Annotated in this window: 19 protein-coding genes; 17 read left to right on the top strand and 2 right to left on the bottom strand. The window is 55.6% G+C overall.

Features of this window, described 5'->3' with window-relative positions:
- The 13 genes from NQZ67_RS18670 to NQZ67_RS18610 all read left to right on the top strand — a co-directional run bounded on the left by NQZ67_RS18670 (window position 1) and on the right by NQZ67_RS18610 (window position 13,848).
- A complete protein-coding gene (locus tag NQZ67_RS18670) occupies window positions 1-1,062 on the top strand; it encodes an ABC transporter substrate-binding protein (protein WP_257448876.1) in 1,062 nt (353 codons plus the stop codon).
- A 163-nt stretch (window positions 1,063-1,225) separates the two neighbouring features.
- Window positions 1,226-1,888, top strand: a complete 663-nt coding sequence (locus NQZ67_RS18665; RefSeq protein WP_257448874.1) for a LuxR family transcriptional regulator — start codon at window positions 1,226-1,228, stop codon at window positions 1,886-1,888.
- 95 nt (window positions 1,889-1,983) lie between these two features.
- The gene (locus NQZ67_RS18660) at window positions 1,984-2,640 is read left to right on the top strand and encodes a hypothetical protein (protein ID WP_257448871.1); all 657 of its coding nucleotides are present in this window, start codon (window positions 1,984-1,986) and stop codon (window positions 2,638-2,640) included.
- Window positions 2,641-2,733: 93 nt separating this feature from the next.
- The gene (locus tag NQZ67_RS18655; RefSeq protein ID WP_257448869.1) at window positions 2,734-3,699 is read left to right on the top strand and encodes an acetylxylan esterase; all 966 of its coding nucleotides are present in this window, start codon (window positions 2,734-2,736) and stop codon (window positions 3,697-3,699) included.
- A 125-nt stretch (window positions 3,700-3,824) separates the two neighbouring features.
- Window positions 3,825-5,138, top strand: a complete 1,314-nt coding sequence (locus NQZ67_RS18650; protein WP_257448867.1) for an MFS transporter — start codon at window positions 3,825-3,827, stop codon at window positions 5,136-5,138.
- Window positions 5,139-5,218: 80 nt separating this feature from the next.
- On the top strand, window positions 5,219-5,563 hold the full coding sequence (locus NQZ67_RS18645) for a hypothetical protein (protein WP_257448865.1): 345 nt from the start codon (window positions 5,219-5,221) through the stop codon (window positions 5,561-5,563).
- 286 nt (window positions 5,564-5,849) lie between these two features.
- Window positions 5,850-6,698 carry an EamA family transporter gene (locus tag NQZ67_RS18640; RefSeq protein ID WP_257448863.1) on the top strand — a complete coding sequence of 283 codons (849 nt, stop codon included), beginning with the start codon at window positions 5,850-5,852 and terminating at the stop codon, window positions 6,696-6,698.
- Between the two features lie 163 nt (window positions 6,699-6,861).
- Window positions 6,862-8,346, top strand: a complete 1,485-nt coding sequence (locus NQZ67_RS18635; protein ID WP_257448861.1) for a DHA2 family efflux MFS transporter permease subunit — start codon at window positions 6,862-6,864, stop codon at window positions 8,344-8,346.
- A gap of 235 nt (window positions 8,347-8,581) precedes the next feature.
- The gene (locus tag NQZ67_RS18630) at window positions 8,582-8,743 is read left to right on the top strand and encodes a hypothetical protein (protein WP_257448859.1); all 162 of its coding nucleotides are present in this window, start codon (window positions 8,582-8,584) and stop codon (window positions 8,741-8,743) included.
- Window positions 8,744-8,937: 194 nt separating this feature from the next.
- Window positions 8,938-10,656: an alkaline phosphatase gene (locus NQZ67_RS18625; RefSeq protein WP_371825326.1), complete on the top strand. Its 1,719-nt coding sequence runs from the start codon at window positions 8,938-8,940 to the stop codon at window positions 10,654-10,656.
- Between the two features lie 70 nt (window positions 10,657-10,726).
- Entirely contained in the window at window positions 10,727-11,470 is a 744-nt protein-coding gene (locus NQZ67_RS18620; RefSeq protein ID WP_257448856.1) for an ABC transporter ATP-binding protein, read from the top strand.
- Complete coding sequence (locus NQZ67_RS18615) at window positions 11,467-12,888, top strand: ABC transporter permease (RefSeq protein ID WP_257448855.1); 1,422 nt, start codon at window positions 11,467-11,469, stop codon at window positions 12,886-12,888. The genes NQZ67_RS18620 and NQZ67_RS18615 overlap by 4 nt, the downstream gene beginning before the upstream one ends.
- Before the next feature lie 42 nt (window positions 12,889-12,930).
- Window positions 12,931-13,848: a hypothetical protein gene (locus tag NQZ67_RS18610; RefSeq protein ID WP_257448853.1), complete on the top strand. Its 918-nt coding sequence runs from the start codon at window positions 12,931-12,933 to the stop codon at window positions 13,846-13,848.
- Between the two features lie 85 nt (window positions 13,849-13,933).
- On the opposite strand, the gene tlp is transcribed toward NQZ67_RS18610, so the two are convergent.
- On the bottom strand, window positions 13,934-14,155 hold the full coding sequence (gene tlp / locus NQZ67_RS18605; protein WP_257448851.1) for a small acid-soluble spore protein Tlp: 222 nt from the start codon (window positions 14,153-14,155) through the stop codon (window positions 13,934-13,936).
- Between the two features lie 231 nt (window positions 14,156-14,386).
- Here tlp and NQZ67_RS18600 point away from each other — a divergent pair, with 231 nt between their 5' ends.
- The 4 genes from NQZ67_RS18600 to NQZ67_RS18585 all read left to right on the top strand — a co-directional run bounded on the left by NQZ67_RS18600 (window position 14,387) and on the right by NQZ67_RS18585 (window position 20,208).
- Window positions 14,387-15,292 carry a decaprenyl-phosphate phosphoribosyltransferase gene (locus tag NQZ67_RS18600; RefSeq protein WP_257448849.1) on the top strand — a complete coding sequence of 302 codons (906 nt, stop codon included), beginning with the start codon at window positions 14,387-14,389 and terminating at the stop codon, window positions 15,290-15,292.
- Window positions 15,293-15,296: 4 nt separating this feature from the next.
- The gene (locus tag NQZ67_RS18595) at window positions 15,297-16,610 is read left to right on the top strand and encodes a DUF6080 domain-containing protein (protein ID WP_257448847.1); all 1,314 of its coding nucleotides are present in this window, start codon (window positions 15,297-15,299) and stop codon (window positions 16,608-16,610) included.
- A gap of 211 nt (window positions 16,611-16,821) precedes the next feature.
- Complete coding sequence (locus NQZ67_RS18590; protein ID WP_257448845.1) at window positions 16,822-17,940, top strand: RNA-guided endonuclease InsQ/TnpB family protein; 1,119 nt, start codon at window positions 16,822-16,824, stop codon at window positions 17,938-17,940.
- Between the two features lie 309 nt (window positions 17,941-18,249).
- Complete coding sequence (locus tag NQZ67_RS18585; protein WP_257448843.1) at window positions 18,250-20,208, top strand: ATP-dependent DNA helicase; 1,959 nt, start codon at window positions 18,250-18,252, stop codon at window positions 20,206-20,208.
- A 65-nt stretch (window positions 20,209-20,273) separates the two neighbouring features.
- On the opposite strand, the gene NQZ67_RS18580 is transcribed toward NQZ67_RS18585, so the two are convergent.
- Window positions 20,274-20,367, bottom strand: a 94-nt coding sequence (locus tag NQZ67_RS18580) for an IS3 family transposase (RefSeq protein WP_257447974.1), incomplete at its 5' end; no start/stop codon positions are given.

Here is a 20,367-nt window from a genome sequence, read left to right as displayed (position 1 = left end):
ATGGGGAAAAGAATGAAGCTCGGGGGATTGGTCTTATCGTTATGTATGATGATCGTGCTGGCGGCGTGCGGAGGAGGAGGCAACGAGCCGGCGGCGGCCCCGCCGGAATCGCCGAATCCGACGACAAGCGCCTCGGCGGAGCCGTCGGCCACTCCGTCGGAGGCGCCGGTCGAAACAAGAAAGGCGAAGCTCGTGCTCAACTGGTTCCCGAAGGCGCAGCACGGCGGCGTCTATGCGGCTCAGGAGCAGGGCATCTTCGCGAAGCATGGCTTCGATCTTACGATCGAGCCGGGCGGACCGCAAGTATCGGCGGTGCAGATCGTCGCGTCGGGGAACGCGGAATTCGGCCTCGCGCATGCGGATCAGATCGTCATCGCCAAAAATCAGGGCATCGATCTCGTCGTCGTCGCGGCCGCGCTGCAGGGAAGTCCGCAAGCATTCATGGTCCAGGAGAATGCGGCGGTGGAGAAGTTCGAGGACTTGAACGGCCGTACGGTATTCATTCAGCCCGGTATTACATACTGGGATTATCTGAAGAAGCAGTATGATCTAAGCGGTGTCAAAGAGATGACGTACACCGGCCAGCACGTGAATTTCCTGGCCGATCCGGAGTCGGTGACGCAAGCCTTCGTCACGTCCGAGCCATTCTTCATGGAGAAGGAGGGCGTGAAGGTGAAGACGCTGCTCGTGTCGGAGTCCGGCTATAATCCGTATAACGTCGTGCTTTTCGTGACGAAAGACTATTTGGACCAAAACAAAGAAGCGGTCGCGAGCTTCGTCCAGGCGTTCTCGGAAGGCTGGATGTCTTATAAGGACACCTCCGCGGAAGTGAACGAAGCGATTCACGCGGCCAACCCGAACATAGCGCTTGACGCCATCCAGTTCGAAGACGAAGCGCAGAGGGAGTTCGTCTACGGAGGCGACGCGTCCGAGCACGGCTTCGGCTATATGACGGAGGAGCGCTGGCAGACGCTGATCGACCAGCTTGCCGAGATCGGCCTGCTGGAAGAAGCATTTGCCGCGAACGAAATATTCACAACGGAATTTTTGCCTGCGCCATAGCCTGCGAGTCCGAATAAGAAAGCCCTGCTTCCCGCCGAAGCAGGGCTTTCTGCCGCTTGAAATAAGGCTGTTTTAACCGCGCGGGCTGCCCAAATCCTCATCGTAATTTCATTGAAAGAGTCTGCCACATAAGCTAGACTAGAGATGGGAGCGAAGGAAAGGATTGGGGATTGAAGTGACGGAGGAATTATTAAGCGCTTTCTTATCATCGATCAGAATCGTCAAAGAACATATAACCGGAGGCTATCTGTTCCTCCTTACCGACGAACGGGGCAAGCTGACGGCCATGGATTATAGTCCCGAGATGAAGGAAGCCGCGGATCGGTCGCCGATCCGGATCGGCCTTGTATTCTCGGAGGAAAACTGCGGCGTGAACGCCATCTCGGAAGCCATGGCGACGGGGAAGGCCGTATATCTGAAGCCGGAGCATCATGAGAGTCCGCACTTCCAGACCTGGCACTGCTTTGCAACCCCGTTGTTATCGGGGGACAAGCTGCTTGGCTATCTGGACGTCTCGACCGTCAACGAGGAGATGAAAGGCGAGCTGATCGCGATCGTGAAGCTGATCTCGGCGCATATGCTCGAAAGCGTACGAAATCTCGAGGTTGACTGCGACGCGAGCGATTATGCGGATGCGGTGCTGACGGAGCGCCAGCTGGACGTGCTGCGGCTCATATCGGAAGGGCAGACGGTCAAATCGATCGCACTGAAGCTTCATATCAAGGAGAGCACGGTCAACCACCATAAGAAAATGATTTTCGAGAAGCTGAACGTGCAATCCAGCGCGGAGGCCGTGCGAATTGCAAGTCAATTGTCGATGATCTGACCGATGCCTATAGAATCCTATAGGTGGAAGAAGCTTCCTCCAATTGTTACACTGTTCAAGTGTCAAAAAAAACGAATGGGTAACAGGAGGACAACATGAACAAAAACAAATTCGGCGCGCTAGCCCTTATGCTGGCGCTGATCGCCATAATGGCCGCTGCGTGCGGCGGCGGCAGCAAGGAGAAAGTCATCAGCCTCGGCACGACGTCGAGCGGCAGCTACACGAACGACTACTTCGGCGTATCGCTTCAATTCCCTTCGGAATGGGAAGCGCAGGATATGGAAATGGTGAATCAGCTGGCCGAAGCGGGCGCGGAGCTGATCGCCGGAGACGACGAAGAGCTGCAGAAGGGAATGGATCTCTCCCAAGCGAAGACGGTTAACCTGCTTATGGCGTCCAAATATCCGATCGACACGGCTGACCAGCCGAATCCGTCCGTCATTCTCGTCGGCGAGAAGGTGAGCTTGCTGCAAGGCGTGAAGGACGGCAAAGATTATTTGGAAGCTTCCCAGGAACTGATGACTCAAAGCGGATTGCCGTACGAATTCCAGGAAATCAAGGAGCAGCAAGTGGGCGGCAAGGACTTCCATGTGATGGAGGTAGCCGTCAACGTATCGCCTGAGCTATCCATTACGCAGAACTATTACAGCACGATCTTGGAAGGTTACGCGTTCAACATCATTACCACGCACGTAGATGACGAGACCAAAGCGCAAGTCGAGGACATCATTCAATCGGTTACATTCAAATAAGGAAGACAGGGTCGGCCGATCTTTGGTCGACCCTTTTTGTATGGGCTATGGTATGATAGTGGCATATATTGGGTTTAAGGGAGAGTGGGATGGATGGGGTATTTGGACAAAAAAATGCGGGAGCTCGAAGCGTACGCACCGGAGCTGACGAAGCGATCGGATTTCGACGCGTTCTGGGAAGAGACGCTCGGGGCGTCGCGTAACGTTCCGCTTGAGCCGGAGAGGACGGAGATTGATTACCCGATCCGATCGGCGAACCTTTATGATATCGCTTACAAAGGGATGGACGGAACGCGGGTGCACGGCTGGTTCATCGTCCCTGCCGGAGGCGGGAGCAAGCCCGTGCCGTGCTTGATTCACTATCATGGCTTTACGGGGAGCCGGGGCGAGCCCGCGGGTTTCATGCATTGGGTGATGATGGGCTTCGCCGTCCTGTCGGTCGACTGCCGGGATCAGGGCGGACAGACAGGCAATAACACCGCCTATACTCATGGCTTTCTGTCGAACGTTGCAAGCAAGGGCGTTCATAATAAACATGAATATTATTACCGTTATGCCTACACGGACGCGCTGAGGGCGATCGATTTCGCCTGCGCCCAGCCGGAAGTGGACGGGGAACGGATCATAATCGAAGGCGGCAGCCAAGGCGGAGGGCTGGGCATGGCGGTTGTCGCGCTCGACGGCCGGCCGAAGGCGGCGCTCGTCGACGTGCCGAGCAACAGCAATCTGGCTGCCCGGGTCGAAGGCAACCACGGCGCGTTCGGAGCCGTGGCGGACTATTTGAAGCGGCATCCGGAGCAGACGGATCTGGTCATGGACAACTTAAGCTATTTCGACACGATGAATATGGCGGATCGGATAGCTTGTCCCGTGCTTGCCTCGGTAGCGTTGAAGGATGAGACGTGTCCCCCGCAGATGTACTTCGCGACGTATAACCGGATACGGGGCGAGAAGGAAATCGTATTGTATCCGTTCAATGGCCACGAGGGCGGGGGAGGCAGACAGACGGAGGTCAAGCTGCGGTATCTCGCGAAGCATTTCGGGCATTGGTTCGCATAGATCCCGGCAAGCCGGACGGCGGGACGCCAAGCGGGTCAAGCGCGGCAATTTCTCGTTGCCAGGCATCGCCGATCCAAGTATTCTGGATAAAGATGGACATTCTAGCATAGGACGGATGTGGGAATATGGCAGGGAACAAGGCGATGAACTCGCCGTGGATGTACGCGTTCGGGATGCTGGCCATTATGATACCCAGTCATGCTTTCAGCACTTTTTACAGCTATTATTACGTAGACAAGCTGGGACTCGGCCTGGGGCTCGCTACGCTGGCAAGAGTAATCTTCATGATCTGGGACGCGGTGAACCAGCCCATGGCGGGCTATTTCTCGGATCGGACGAATTCGAGGCACGGCCGGCGGAAGCCTTGGCTGTATGCTTCGATTCCGCTTTTTTTTCTCGCCTTCTATCTCGTGTTCAGCGCGCCGGAGGGACTCCCGCAAGGCGGGCAAGGCGGATTGTTCGCATGGTTCCTGGTCGCGCTGCTGCTGTTCGAAGCGGTGGCCACCATTCTATGGGTGAATTACGGGGCGTTGTTCCCCGAGCTGTTCGGCGGCGACCGGATCCGGAAGAAGGCGTCTGCTATCCAGCAGGGCTACCAAATTGTGGCGATCCTGATCGGATCGGCCGTAGCCCCTATTCTTTTCAACGGGCTTGGCTTCGGCATGATGGCAGTCATCTTCGGCTTGTTGTTCGTCCTCTTCATGGTGCTGTTCCTGCGGTTCACGCAGGAGGATCCGGCGCTGCGCGAGGGGCCGAAGATGGGGCTGAAGGAATCGTTCGCCGCCACGCTTAAGAACAAGCCGTTCTGGATCTTCAATCTGTCGAACTCGTTCGCCCAGACGGTGAACGGGCTGCTCAGCTCGATGATTCCGTTCTACGCGAAGTACGTGCTGCGCATACCGGAGACGCAAGTTACGCTGCTGCTCGCCTCCATCTTCGTGTCGGTTATTCCGCTTGTCGGCGTATGGTTCTGGCTAATTAAGCGAATGGATTCGGTGAAGGCTTGGCGGCTGTCCCTCCTGGCGTACGCGTTATCGGTCATTCCGCTCTGGTTCGGCCAAACGCTCGCAGGCGGCATTATCGCGGGCATCATTGTCGGGTTCGGACTTGCCGGCTTCCTGGTGACGCCGCCGGTCGTGAACAGCCTGATTATCGACCTCGATTACAAGGAAACCGGCCGTAGAAGGGAAGGCATCTATACGGCGGTCAGCGGCTTCATTACTCGGTCGAGCGGGCTTATTTCAGCGGTGGCCTTCCTCATTGTCGGGGTGTTCACCGGCTACAAGAGCGGGGACGAGCCGGGCAGCGATCCCGAGCTCACGTTCCGCATCCTGATCAGCGCCGTGCCTCTCGCTCTGCTAGCGATTTCGTACGCGATGTCGTTCTTCGTGAAGCTCCAGGGCGCGAAGGAGCCGAGGGATCAGGACGCCGGTCACTGATCCTCCGCTTATATTGCGCGCTCCCGCCCGCGTATGGTAGGGTAGACGAAGCGATCAATAGAGGATAGGGGTAATGCGCCATGTACGAAATTACGATGAACTTGGTGGACGATTGGGTGAACACGGTGAAGGAAGTGCTGCGCGGCGCCGGCTACTCGTTGGAAGAGGATTGGACAGTGGATGAAATCGCGATTCGTTATTTCTTGCATTCCCAGCCGGAAGACGTCGCACGTTCGCTGGCGGCGGATACGATCGGCAAGCTTCGGGAGATGGAAGAAATCATTATCAGCCATATGGACACCACGATTGTGCCGGATATCCGGATGCGGACCAAATATGAGGGCAACGCCTTTCATTTCTGCTGGGTATACAATCAAGGCGAGCATATCATTGAACTGAATTCGGAATATCGGATTCCGCTTTAATCGCGATCGGCGATTAGAGGTGTGCCGCAGCAGCGATAGCCTCCTTAGACCATGATGGTCTAGGGAGGCTATTCGTTTTATTAGGGCCGATTAGAGCGACCTTATGCCCTCCCCCTCGCTTTTCGTTTCCCTTCTTAGGGCTCACTCAGGGTAATTGCGATTGTTGTTTTTTGTTGCGATTAACAGTTTATGATCTGACATTTTGCTATATTGACAGCAACAATCCACAGGAGTACAATCGAAATGCAACAAAAACCAATGAAACACACAGAAAAGGGGTTTCGCGATGGCTGTAGCATTGACGCTCGTGTTGGGATCCGGAATCGCGCATGCGGTGTGGAATCTGTTCACCAAATCGAGCCGCGACAAAAAGGTGTTCCTCTGGCTGATCAACTTCGGCGGCTTCATTGTTTTTCTTCCGTTCCTTATATACGAGATGGCACAGGGAATCCCGCTTGCAGGCTACGGATTGATGGCGGTTACGCTTGGCTTCCAGATCATGTACGCTTATCTGCTGCCGATTGCTTATCAGAGGGCGGAAATGTCGCAGGCGTATCCGGTTATGCGGGGAATCGCCGCGCTCCTCGTGCCGCTGCTTGGCGTGTGGCTGTTCGGCGAGAGCTTGACTACAATCGGCTGGCTGGGAGTCGCGGCGATCGTGGCTGGATTATTCGCTATCGGCGCCAGGGGCAATCGGCAACTGAATCGCGGCCAGATGCTGCACGCGTTTCTTCCGATCCTGGGCGTAGGGGCGGCGATAACGGGGTACACGCTGAATGACAAGCTGCTGCTATCCTATATTTCTCCGCTTGCGCTCATCGAGGTTTGCAACATCGGCTTTGTTATTATATTGGCCCGATCGGCATGGAAACCGAAAGCTATCCGGACGGAATGGGACGGCAGCTGGAAACAGATCGTCATCGGCTCCGTGCTGTCGCCGGGCTCATACTTATTGTTCTTATTTGCCATGGATGTCGGGCCGGTCTCGCAGCTTGCTCCCATCCGCGAGATCAGCACGGTCATTGGCACGCTGCTGGGCATCTGGCTCCTTAAGGAAGCGGGAGGAGCCGGGCGCGTTCTGTACGCGGGCATCATTACGGCGGGCATCATCGCGATCGGAGCTTGGGGGACTTGATTATGGATTGCAGCGGAAGCCCTGTGGTTTAGGGCTTTTTTTTTGTTTTTTATGAGAGTGAGGGGAAAATATCGCAATCGATGAGAAACGAATGAATGTTCCCTATGGTAGCATATAGTACATGTGGATCGGTGGCCGAAGCCATCGGGAAGGGAGTGGAAGGATGGATAAAGAGAGACAAGGGACGGGAGACGGGAGCACGTTCGGGAGCCGGAGCAATTTTGTCGTGGTCATGGTTATGATTCTTGGGGTGTTCGTGGCGATCCTGAACGAAACGCTGCTGAACGTGGCGCTGCCGAAAATTATGGAGGATATCGGCGTTGCGCCCAGCAAGGCGCAGTGGCTCAGCACGGGCTACCTCCTCGTCATCGGCGTGTTAATCCCGATGACCGCTTACCTGATGCGTCGCTTTACGACTCGCAGCCTGTTCTTGACGGCGATGGGCTTGTTCTCCGCAGGAACGTTGGTGGCTGCAGTCGCGCCGGGCTTCGAGCTGCTGCTGCTCGGCCGGGTGCTGCAGGCTTCCGGGACGGGGCTGCTGTTCCCGCTGCTGACCAACGTCGTGTTCTCCATCGTCGCGCTGGAGAAGCGCGGTTCGGCGATGGGCACGATCGGTATCGTCATTACATTTGCGCCGGCGATCGGGCCGACGTTATCCGGCATTATCGTCGAGCATTTCAGCTGGAGGGTGCTCTTCTACAGCGTCATCCCGATCGCGTTGTTCGTCATGGCGTTCGCCTATTTGAAGCTGAAGAACGTAACGGAAACGTCGCGGCCTCGGATCGACGTGTTTTCCTTGCTGCTGTCGACGCTGGGGTTCGGGGGATTGGTATACGGGGCCAGCAGCGCCGGTGAAGGGCATGGCAGCCTTCTCAGCGTGGAAGTGCTTGCTCCGATCGCCGTCGGCGCCGCCGCGCTCATCCTGTTCGTGATTCGTCAGCTTCGCCTGCAGGAGCCGCTGCTTGAGCTTCGCGCGTTCAAGTTCCGCATCTTCAGCCTTTCGACGCCGATTATGATGGTTGTCATGATGGCGATGTTCTCGGCTATGATGCTGCTGCCTCTGTTCCTGCAGAATGCGCTCAGCTATACGCCGCTGGAAGCCGGACTCGTCATGCTGCCAGGGGGGATTCTGATGGGCATAATGTCGCCGATTACGGGCCGCTTGTTCGACCGCTTCGGCGCCAAGTGGCTGTGCATTATCGGCCTCGGGCTAATCGGTCATACGCTTATTCAATTCGCTTTCATGACGCCGTCTACCAATTACGGCTTTATCATGCTGCTTAATACGCTGCTCATGCTAGGCATCTCCATGATGATGATGCCGGTAATGACGAATGCGCTGAACGCGCTGCCGCCGAAGCTGTATGCTCACGGAACGGCGATCATCAGCACCCTGCAGCAAGTTTCCGGCGCGATTGGCACGGCGCTGCTCGTCACCGTCATGAGCATCAGCTCCGAGCGTTATATGGAGGGGAAAGATCTGAACGATCCGGGCATACAGCTCAGCGGCATGATGGAGGGGATGAAGAACGCGTTTCTTATCGCGTTCCTGTTGATCGCCGCCGCGTTTCTGGCCTCGTTCTTGCTGAAGCGGGCAGCCCGCCAGGAACAGGAAGAAGGAGAGGGCGTTCCGTACCCGTCCCATTGACCGGGTGAGAAGGAGGCGCTTCCGGCATGCCGATGCGAAGGTTGCATCGCGGCATGCTGGGAGCGCCTCTTCTTTGTGTTTCAATCGTACGGTATGAGGTTAAGAAGAAGCAAGCAAGCGGCGAACGGAAGATGAGGAAGGCGGGCGAGATGAACCGCGAGCCAACCCTATCGTCTGAACCATCATTCCTGTTATCGCGGCAGCTTGCAAATACGAGTAGAAGAGGTGTTGTGTCATGAGCAATTTGACGAGTGCTGCTTATCGTACGGGCGAACGAGTCCAGAGAGAAGGGGACTACATTTGCGAAGCGGGCAGGCGAACCGCGCTCCGGGAAGGGGACAAATTCCCTTACTGTCCGGTTACCGGCCTCGACACGAACTGGTATTACTCGGAATAGGTTGAACTTCTCTTTCTATTAATAGGTGAAAGACCGGCCCCCGGACAGCTGATCTGTCCGGGGGCCGTCTGTTTGTAAATGGTGCATCACGATTTACATATTCTTCATTTCCTCGTAATCTTCCGTTTACGAATCGCCCACATAATGATTAATAGATTCGAACTATAAACCTACTATGGTTGGAGGAGATTCATTTGAAGAAGAAAGCAGTACGCACGCTGCTTGCCAGCTGCATGGCATTATCCGTATTATCCGCAACAGCCGTTTCCGCGGAAGACGCAGTGCCTGCGGAGGCGGAGGCTCCCAAATCGAAAAACCTGATCGTTCTGATCGGCGACGGCATGGGGCCGGCTCAAGTAACCGCGGCGCGCAACTACTTGATGTATAACAAAGGCATCGACCATCTGACGCTGGACAGCATCTACGTTGGTCAAGCCACGACATACGCGGACCGCGGCGAGGACGGCGGCACGGTCGTATCCGGCGTTGTAACGGATTCCGCATCGGCGGGCACGGCTTTCGCGACGGGCAACAAAACGTATAACGCGGCCATCAGTATCTCGAACGAAGATGTGTCCGTGCCATTCGCGTCCGTTATCGAAGCATCTGAATTGGCGGGCAAGGCGACAGGTCTCGTGTCCACGGCCCGCATTACGCATGCGACCCCTGCGGTATACGCATCCCATGTAAGAAGCCGCGACAATGAGAACGCGATCGCTTCGCAGTACCTGGACAGCGGAGTCGACGTGCTCCTGGGCGGCGGCAGCGCCAACTTTATCAGCAAGGAAGAGAACGGCAAACGCTCCGACAAAACGATCATCGACGACTTCGAAGACAAAGGTTATACATACATCAGCGATAGAGCGGGGCTTGAAGGTCTGACGGAAGAGAACGACAAGGTGCTGGGCCTGTTCGGCGGCTCCCATGTCTCTTATGTGCCGGATCGCTCCGAAGAAACTCCGAATCTGGCCGAGATGACAGGGAAAGCCCTAGACATCCTGTCCAAGGACGAAGACGGCTTCACGATCATGATCGAAGGCGGCCGTATCGACCATGCGGCTCACGCGAACGACTTCCCATCGATGATTCAGGAAGTGCTGGACTTCGACGCTGCCGTTAAAGCGGCACTCGACTTCGCGAAGAAGGACGGCAACACATCCATCGTTATTACAGCTGACCATGAGACGGGCGGTCTGTCCCTGTCCCGCGACAATATTTACGAGCTGAACATCGACCTGTGGGATAAGCAGAAGAACTCCTCCGAGTCCCTGGTCGGCAAGCTGAAAGAAGCGGCAACGATCGAAGACGTGAAGGCGATTGTTGCAGCTAACACTTGGATTACCGACCTGACGGATGAAGAAGCCGAGCTGATCCTTGCCGGCGATGGATCCTCCTATGGACGCGAAGGCGGCTATAACGCCGTTATTAGCAAAAGATTGCTTGTCGGCTGGAGCGGCCACGGCCACTCCGCGGTAGACGTAGGCGTATGGGCTTATGGTCCGATCGCCGACATGGTAACAGGTCAAATCGACAACACGCAAATCGCGTTGGCATCCGCCGAAGTGATCGGCGTCGACCTTGAAGCCGCGACAGCCAAGCTGCAAGAGAAATACCTGTACCCGAAATTCAAAGTGAGCAGAGAAGGCCAAGTGCTGTTCCCTGCCAAGGCGCTTGCGGAAGCTCTGGGCGGCAAAGTCGAGTGGAACGCGGATTCCCGCACGGCTACCATCACGCACGGCGACAATACGGTGGAAGCGAATATCGAGACGGGAGCCGTCGTCCTGAACGGCACGGCATCCGAATTGGCAAGCGACGTGGACAACGGCAAGCTGTACCTGCCTCTTGAAGCGTTCAACGAGCTGACTGGCTTGAGCATGACATGGGACACTCTGTCCGAAAGAATCGTGAAGTAATATACGCTGCGTTAATGCTTGCGGACAGGGGAGCGCTGCTCTCCTGTTTGCTTTTTGGAAAGGGGACATCATGATGGAAGAGATGATTCGGGTCGAAGGGGTGCGCAAAGCCTTCTCCCAGCAACAAGGGCGGCTGCCCATTATCGAAATCGATCAATGGTCGGCGCGGAAGGGAGACGCCATCGCCCTGCTCGGGCCGAGCGGCAGCGGGAAGAGCACGTTCCTGCATCTGCTCGGAGGCGTCTTGCCCGTAGATGGCGGCTTGTTGGAGATCGCCGGACAGCAGGTAAGCGGAATGAAGGAATCGGAGAGGGACGCGTTCCGCGCGCAGACAGTCGGCTACGTGTTCCAGGACTTCTACCTCATCCCCTCTCTCACGGTCAAAGAAAACGTGGAGCTCGTCATGCCGCGAAGCATGAGCAAGCCTCTCCGAGCGCGGTTAATCGGAGAGTGGTTCGAACGGGTCGGGCTGCAGGATCGGATGAACCAGCTTCCCGCCAAGCTGTCCCGCGGCCAGCAGCAGCGGGCGGCCATCGTTCGCGCCATGATTCATTGTCCTCCGCTCGTGCTGGCGGATGAGCCGACGGGAAGTCTGGACTGGGAGACGGCCTCTTCCATTATGAAGCTCCTGCTGGATGTCAGCCGGGAGAACGGTTCGACTCTCGTCACGGTCACGCATGATTTGCATCTGGCGGAGCTGTTCCCTACGAAGCTGCAATTTGCAAGCCTGAATCAGCTCCTGAAAGGCAGGGCGGAGAGCAGCTCCGACAAGAGGGCTATGCAAGAGACGGCAGCGGGAGGCGTAAGTTCATGAATTACATTTGGAGCAATTTGAAGCATCGCGCTTTCCTGACGGTACTAACGGTTATCGCGGTAACCGTCACCGTTGCGTTGTTCTCGTTGCTGCTGATGAGCAAGGACGGAGTGGAGCAAGGCGCGCGGCAAGGCTACGGTCCGTTCGAGGTCGTCATTGGGGCGGACGGCAGCGAATCGCAGCTCGTGCTGAACACGTTCTACCGCGTCGGGGCTCCGACGGGCAATATTCCGTACGAGACGCTTGAGCAGGTGCGGGAGACGGGGCAAGCGGAGGCGGTGTACGGCATGACGACAGGGGACAGCCACGAGGGTTATCCGATTGTAGGGATCGACCCGACTTACTTCCAGACCCGCTACGAGGATCGGAGTCTGGCGGAAGGCAAGCTGTACGGGCAGCAAGGCGAAGTGACGGTCGGTTATACGGTTGCCAAAGCGCTGGGTCTGCAAATCGGGGACACGTTCAGCGGGGCGCATGGGTTAGTCGAGCACGCGGATATCTCGGAAGATCACCATGAAGAGGAAGCTGCCCATTCGGAAGAGGCGGAGCACGCGGACGAGGCAATGCACGCAGACGAAGCGGAGCACGCAGACGAAGCTGCACACGCCGATGAAACCGTGCACGCCGACGAAGAGTCCCACGCGGACGAGGCGGCTCATGCCGATGAAGCGGCACACGTAGACGAAGCGGCGCACGCCGATGAAACCGCGCTCGCCGACGAAGAGTCGCACGCGGACGAGGCTGCGCATGCGGACTTGCATGACAGTTTCGCCTATACGGTGACCGGCATCCTGCCGAAGCTGGGGACGGCCGATGACCGGGCGATCTTCACGACGATGGATTACGCTTGGGCCGTGCATGCGCTAAGCGAAGAAGACCGCGAGATTACCGCGATCATCGTGAAGCCGGCGACGCTGCTTGGAGCTCAGACGGTGAAGACGCAATTCGAGGAGCTGGACAACGTGCAGGCGGTCTATTCGAGCAAAGCGGTAGCCGACGTGCTGAACATGGTGGACAGCGGATCGCAGCTGCTCATGATCGTTATGTTCATCTGCGCGCTGCTGGCAGCCGCGACGCTGCTCCTCGCTCTGATGTCATCGGTGCAAGAGAGGAAGCGGGATGTTGGTCTGCTGCGGCTGATCGGCAAATCGAGAGCGTATATCCTGTCCTGTCTCATTGGGGAAGGAGCGGCACTTACCGCCGCAGGCGTTGTTCTCGGCATCGCGGCCGGCCATACCGCCGCGGCGCTTCTGGGAGACCTTGTGTTCACCGAAACGGGCATTCAACTTGATGCGCTGAGATTCGCGACGAACGAGTGGCTGTTGATGGCCGCCGCGCTCGGGATCGGCATACTCGCGTCGGCTGGTCCGGCTGCGCGCGTATACCGGACCGACGCGCTCACGTTATTTAGAAACTAAGCGTTCCACTTCGTTACACAAAACTTTAGGAGGGATGATAAGATGACACGGAGGAAATATCCTTACAAGCGTACCGTCATCGGAATGCTGGCGGCGGCGATTCTGCTCGGCGGCTGCGGGGCGGACAAACAAACCGCGGGCGGCGCGGGTTCGTTCGGCGACGCGGCGCCTTACGAGCCGGAGCAGACGCAAGCGGCGGCGAGCACAGCGCCGGCGGAGGCAGCAACCGCAGCAGCGGATCCAACGGCGGAGAGCGCGGAGTCCGCTTCGCCGCCAATAGCCAACGCGGGCGGCGAAGAGCAGGCTTCCGCGATCGACGCGGCCGCAGACACGCCGGAAGCGTCGGCAGAGCCTGCCGGCTCGGTAACGCCGGCCGCTTCGTCCGCGCCTGCCGATAGCCAGGCATCCGCGACCGCGAAGCCGGCTGCGACGGCGCAGGCACAGACGGAAGCGACCGCGAAGCCCGCCGTCTCGGCCCCGGCGCAATCGACCAAGCCCGCGCCGTCCAAACAGCCGGCAGCGACCAAGCCCGCGCCTTCCGGCAAGCCTGCCGCAACGCCGGCTCCGGAGAAGGAATCGAACAGCAAATATCCGCAGATCGGCTGGAGCGAATTTTTTGATAACGAAGATCAGACGACTCCGTCCAATCGCTTCTGGGAGCTCTCCGATGAGAGGAAGACGGTGCAGATCAAAGGCTTCATGGGCGAAGTGCTATCCTTCGACCAGAACTGGTTCCTGCTTATTCCGGAGCCTGGCGCGGAATGCCCGTTCGATAACGGCGACGAGACGTATTGGAACAAGATCATGATCGTATTCGTCAAGGACGGCACGAAGCTCAGGTACACCTCCGAGCCTCTGCAGCTCACGGGAAGACTGGATGTGGGCATCAAGGTCGACGAGTCCGGCTACAAAACGATGTTCCGGCTGTACGACGCCAAGTTCGAGCCGATCAAGGACTAATCCGAAGGCGAAACGCGCTCGCAAAAAAATCCCCCGCTGCCGCTTGCCGCAAGGCAAGAGAAGCGGGGGATTTGTTATATGGCGATTACTGCTGAGCGTTCATCTCGTCCTGCTTCTCCGATTGGAACGCCTGAACGCTGTTCTGGCGACGCTCGTTTTTCGCCTGCAGGTTTTGCTTCTCCGAAGCCGAAATCTCATCGCCGAACTCGGCGAGATATTGATTCGTCTCTTGGATATTCTGCTGCGTGTTCTCAATATGCTGCTGCAGGTGTTCCGCATTATCCGCGCGGTTATCCGGTTTTGCCATCGTAATCCCTCCCATCACATTAGATCGAAAATCCTCTTATAGATTGAACAGGAAGGCGACCTCTTATTCATAAAAAATCCAAAAAAAATCAGACCGTCCTGCCGCAACAATTACGAAAATCCGTACGTTTCAGTATTGACGATTCGAGCAGGAAAGGGCTACCATATAATAACGTCGCTCTTTTAGGAAGAATTTGGGTAATAGACAGAAGTTCTGGAGTAGGAGATAAGCATGCAACCGATAGCAAACGAAGAAAGAACAATCAATGAGCTCGAGACGTCCCGGCTCTTATTCGCGCAGCTGCGGCCGAAGCAATGGTCCAAGAACGCGCTTATATTCGCCGCGCTTCTATTCTCGTTCGAAAGAATCAATCTCTCGACGATAACGGCGACGCTGGCCGGCTTCTTCCTGTTATGCTTCGTCTCGGGCTGCGTCTACATCGTCAACGATTACGCGGATCGGGAAGCCGACCGGAACCATCCGCTCAAGAAGCACCGCCCGATGGCGTCCGGCCGATTGAACCCTGTGACGGCGATCCTGTTCGGCAGCTTTCTGCTTCTGGCCTCGCTCGCCGCGTCCGTCCTGCTGAATCCGCTGTTTACCGCGCTGCTTGCCGTTTATTTTGTCCTGAACGTCTTGTATTCGTTCCGCTTGAAGCATATCGTCATCGTGGACATCATGGTCATTGCCGCCGGCTTCGTTCTTCGCGCGATCGCGGGAGGATTGGTCATCCATGCCCCGCTGACCCCGTGGTTCCTGATCTGCACCATGCTGCTGTCCCTGTTCCTCGCGATCGGCAAGAGGAGGCATGAGCTGCTGCTATTCCAGTCGAACAGCGGGACGCATAGGAAGGTGCTGGACAACTATTCGTTCGCCCTGCTCGACCAGCTGATCGGCATCGTCACGACGGCCACGATCATCAGCTATTCCTTGTTCACCTTCACGTCGGGCCGGACGATCCATTTGATGTGGACGATCCCTTTTGTCATCTACGGCATTTTCCGTTATCTCTACCTCATTCACGTCGAACAGAAGGGCGGGGCGCCGGACCGGATCCTGTTCGAGGACAAGCATATCCTGGCGACGGTCGTCTTGTACGTCATTGCCGTTGTCGCGATTCTAGCGTTTTTGGAATAAATCTATGAATACACGATCGGTGGTCATTATGGGATTCTGGAATTATTTATTTCGTGCTAAAAAAGATTACTACGCGGCAGGCGGTCTATTCGCGGCCTTCTACGTCTTCTACGTCGTCATGAACTTGCCCTTCATGTCTTATATGAAAGAGAACCAGGCGCTGCTCGCGGAGCATAACCCATTCTACGGCGTGCCGTTCGCGTTGAATCTGTTTAACTTCGATCCTTCGATGCAGTACGGGCCGGGCAACGCTTCCGTCATTCATCCCCTGATCAGCTTTCTGACGGGGCCGTTCGGGTTTCTGTCCAAGCATCTATTCGACAATCTATTTTTCCTCGCGCTCCAAGCCGCCGTCAACGCGCTGAGCGTCGTGCTGGTTTATTGTTATTTGAAACGAAGCGCCGAGGGAGCGATCATTCCATTCCTCATGGCGGCTTTCTTCGGCATTAGCTCTTACAGCTTGTTCACGGCGCTCGTGCCGGATTCGTATCCATACGCTCAGCTGTTTCTTATTTTGTCGGTCGTTTATCTGCAATACAGCAGGGAACAGGCGAAGACGAAGGTGCTGCCGCACGCGGGGCTGGCGCTCGCGAACTTCGGCATCACGTCGACGAATATCGTGCCATTCATGGCGTCGCTCTTCGCGAACAACGTGATGCTTCGGGAGAAGGGCTGGATCTGGAGGCTTGTCCGGATCGTCGCGGCGTTCCTGCTGCTCGTTATCCTTGCGACCGGACTGCAGTGGCTGCTGTTCGACGGACACAGCTGGATTCACAATTGGTCGAAGACGCTCGACAACGGCGGCTATAATTACGTGGCTCCTTTCTCGTTCTTCTATCACTGGAAGGCGATCTATATGCTGGGGATCAGCCCGATTCTGACGCCGGACGCGGCGCTCGTCACGCCAAGCATCGTCGCGTTCGCCACGGATTTGCTGCAGCCGTATCCCATCCATGTGTCGGTCGTCGGTATGGCGCTGCTCCTGCTGGCGGCTGCGGGATTTATTCGCCTGATCAAGACGAGAGAAGCTTGGATTCTCGGCAGCTACATCGGGGCGGCGATCGGTCTCCACATCGTTGTGGGGTACGGCCTGGCCGCGTTTCAGAACGACTTGTATCTCTACGCCGGGCACTATTTGTTCGCGATATTCCTGCTTGCCGGCAGATTCGCGATGGAGATCAAGCGGGACGCTCTCCGTAAGGGACTTACGGTAATCCTCGGCATCTTCTTGCTGGCTGCGCTAGTCCATAACGTTGTTCAGCATGCGGAGGTTCTTCAGGTGATTGAGAGCTCCTTTGCGAACGGCATATCCAACTAGCATAATTTTTTTGTTTTCGATATGAACTTCATTTCGAGAGGCCTTGCCGCTCCATTGGGCGGCAGGGCTTTTTGTTCATCAAAATCGCCCTGGATACTCCCGACTTCTATAAGCGGGGGAGGAATGGGGGTCCGGCGTTAGCCGGAATGATATTTCGTATGTTCTTGTTCTCTCTCCTATGCTAAAATTAGCATAGGAGGGAGGCGAACATATGATCGTTACTATGACGGCGAAAATCAAAATCAAACCGTCAGAAAGTCAAATGAAGGCACTGCAACAAACGATGCTCGCTTATCGTCAAGGCTGTAATTTTGTCTCTGCTCTTGTGTTCGAGACGAGCGAGCGCCGGCAGCCTGCCCTGCACCGAATGACGTATCAAACCCTGCGCAGCACGATGGGCTTGCGCTCTCAAATGGCTCAGTCGGCATTGAAAACGGTGCTGGCAAAATACAAGACCATCTTGAGCAGCGGTCATGCTTGGACGCGTGTACAATTCAAGAAGCCGGAATACGATCTTGTCTGGAGACGGGATTACTCGCTAAGCGCAAAGCTATTCTCCGTCAATACGCTGCAAGGCCGTATCAAGGTTCCCTTCGAAGCCAAAGGAATGGAGGCCTATTTCGACGGCACATGGATATTCGGCACAGCCAAGCTGGTGTGTAAAAAACGGAAGTTGTTTCTGCATATTCCGGTGTCTAAGGAAATGGCCGTTCCTGAGCTTAAGGAGATTGAACGTGTTGCGGGAATTGATCTGGGCATCAACTTTGTAGCCACGGCGTATGACACCGAGGGGAGGACGCTGTTTTTTCGGGGGAGGGAACTCAAACACAGACGAGCAAACTACAAACGATTGCGTTCCGAGCTGCAGCGCAAACAAACGGCTTCGTCCCGCCGCAGACTGAAGCAAATCGGAGAACGAGAAAACCGCTGGATGACCGATGTGAACCATCGGGTAAGTAAGGCACTCGTTACCCGCTATGGGGCGAATACGCTGTTCGTGCTGGAGGATTTGACAGGGATCCGCCGCAGGGCGGAGAAGGCAAAGCTGAAGCATCGGTATGTGACGGTATCATGGGCTTTCTATCAATTGCGTCAAATGGTGACGTATAAGGCGAAGCTTGCGGGCTCGATGGCGATAGCCGTGGATCCGAAGCACACCTCGCAGGCGTGTCCCCTATGCCGCCACATGGCCAAAGAAAACCGGGATAAACGCAGGCACCGGTTTCGTTGCCAGGCATGCGGATATGCAAGCAATGATGACCGGATCGGCGCCATGAATCTCTGTCTGAAGGGAAAAGAGTACCTTCTTGAAGGTGCAGGCTTAGCATGACTAGGCTTGCAGGGCAGCTGTCAATCTGCCCATCGGTAGGCGAAGGCTTACTCGAGGATGTAACACCACGTTCTTCGGAACGCCAAAAGATCGGAGTCGCGGGACGTTCGTACGATCGGGTCGTTACAAGCTCCCACTTCAAACGTTAGTTAAGTGGGGGTCATTGACTGACAAGTTTCAACTGCCTCATGAATTTCACCTTGCCATGCGGGTTTTCATCACGTTCCGCCTCCTTGTGTTCAGAACTTTGATTTCATAGGAAGAACATGCGATAATGTTTCGACATGATTCCTGGAGGCCGAACCCAAATTGAAACGTTATCCTTTTGAATACGATCATTCCCGTCCCTTTCTTAAGCAGGCTGGAGATTGGATCGCGGATGTGTTCTACGATATATTGCCGGAAGCGGGTTTCGAACTTCGCGATGAGCAAATCTATATGGCCTACCAACTGGAGAGGGCATTCGCTCAGAAGCAAACCATCTTCGCGGAAGCCGGCGTGGGAACCGGCAAAACGCTAGTATATCTGCTGTATGCGATTGTATACGCTCGTTATACTCGTAAGCCTGCGATCATTGCCTGCGCGGACGAATCACTAATAGAGCAACTGGCGAAGCCGGAGGGCGATCTTGCCAAGCTGGCTCGACATGTGGGCCTTACGATCGACGCTAGAATGGCGAAGTCGGCGGATCGTTACCTTTGCTTGGCCAAGCTGGGTCAAGTGCCATTCGATGACGAGGATTCGAATTTGTACAGAGGGGTGCGCGATGAGCTGCCCCGCTTTGTCCATCAATATGAAGCGATGCAGTCGTTCCATGCATATGGCGATCGCAAACAATACCCGCACTTAAACGACCAACAATGGGACAAGATCAGTTGGGACTCGTTTCAGGATTGTTTTTCCTGCGAACAAAGACACCGCTGCGGACAGACACTATCCCGCGAACACTATCGGAAATCCAGTGATTTGATCATTTGCTCGCATGATTTCTACATGGAACACGTGTGGACTTATGAAGGACGAAAGCGGGAGGGTCAGCTTCCGCTATTGCCGGATCACTGTGCCGTTGTATTTGACGAGGGGCATCTGCTGGAATCGGCCGCACAGAAGGCGCTGACATACAGCCTGAAACACTCGGTGTTCGAGGAATTGATCTGTCGACTGACAAAAGGCGAGATTCGGGAATCATTGGCCGTGCTTATTGACGAAGCGATTGACCGCAGCGAATCCATGTTCCACACCCTTACATCACATTGCGAGGATATCCCGGGCTCTGAGCGGAAACGGATTGTTCTAGGCAAACCGCTGCTTGAAGAGGTGCGCCTGTTTCGTCAAGTCATCGAGGCGATCGAAGAAGAACTCGTTTTTGAGAGCGAGCTTTATACCTTGAATGATTATCAGCTGCGGATCGTCGAGGAGCATCTGGAAACCATACAGAAAGCATTAAGCTTGTTTCAGAATTCCGAGGCTTTGATTAGCTGGGCAACGGAAACAGAGGACGGGCTCACTTTGGTCATTATGCCCCGAGCCGTTAAGGAAGTGTTCCGTGAACGGGTATTTGCCCTCGATATACCTGTTGTTTTTTCATCCGCTACATTATCTGTGGACGGTTCATTCGATTATATAGCGGGCATCTTGGGAGCTGACCATTATGTGTCGTTCAGCACTCAATCCCCCTATGATTATAGCAATCAAATGGAAGTTTTGGTCCCCGAATGGGCTCATGGGGCTTCGCTTGAAGAGAAAATGAGGGCTGCCGTAAGCCTGTTGAACCGAACCGAAGGCAGGGCGTTGATACTATTCAACGGCAAAGAGGAGCTGCTCAGGTTTAAGGAATTACTCCCTTCTTATCCGGAGTGTGCGGATATGCGGTTTTGGTTTGAAGGAGACGCTGAAATCAGTCACCTCATTCGTTATTTCCAGAGGGATGAAGCAAGTGTTTTGTGCGCGTTAAGTCTATGGGAAGGCCTGGACATACCTGGTCCTTCTCTCTCGAACGTCATCATTTGGTCGCTGCCGTTTCCCCCGCAGGATCCGGTGTTTATGGCGAAGCGGGAGGCGGCGGAATCGCCGTACGACGAGGTGGATCTTCCCTATATGCTTCTTCGTCTGCAGCAAGGCATAGGACGATTGATTCGCTCTCGCGAAGATCGCGGCATCGTCGCCATCTTAAGCGAGGAAATACATCGAGACGCGTTGCTTCGACAGGCGATTGAGGCATTATTGCCGCAGGGGGTCCCGTTGCAAACACTGGAGCTTCGCAGCTAAGCGGAACAAAACGTAGAAAGGCGGCCGATCGGATGAAGTGACCCCTTAAAGTTAGACAAATATTTTTATGCAACCTGTTGGGCATGAGCTCGGTACTGTACCGGGCTCATGCCTTTTAATTTTGACTTGATGCGTTTGTAATTGTAGTAATCGATGTAT

Source organism: Paenibacillus soyae (assembly GCF_024623455.1).
GTDB lineage: Bacteria > Bacillota > Bacilli > Paenibacillales > Paenibacillaceae > Pristimantibacillus > Pristimantibacillus soyae.
The sequence above is the reverse complement of the archived record's forward strand: the minus strand, read 5'-3'. Positions and strand labels throughout refer to the sequence as shown.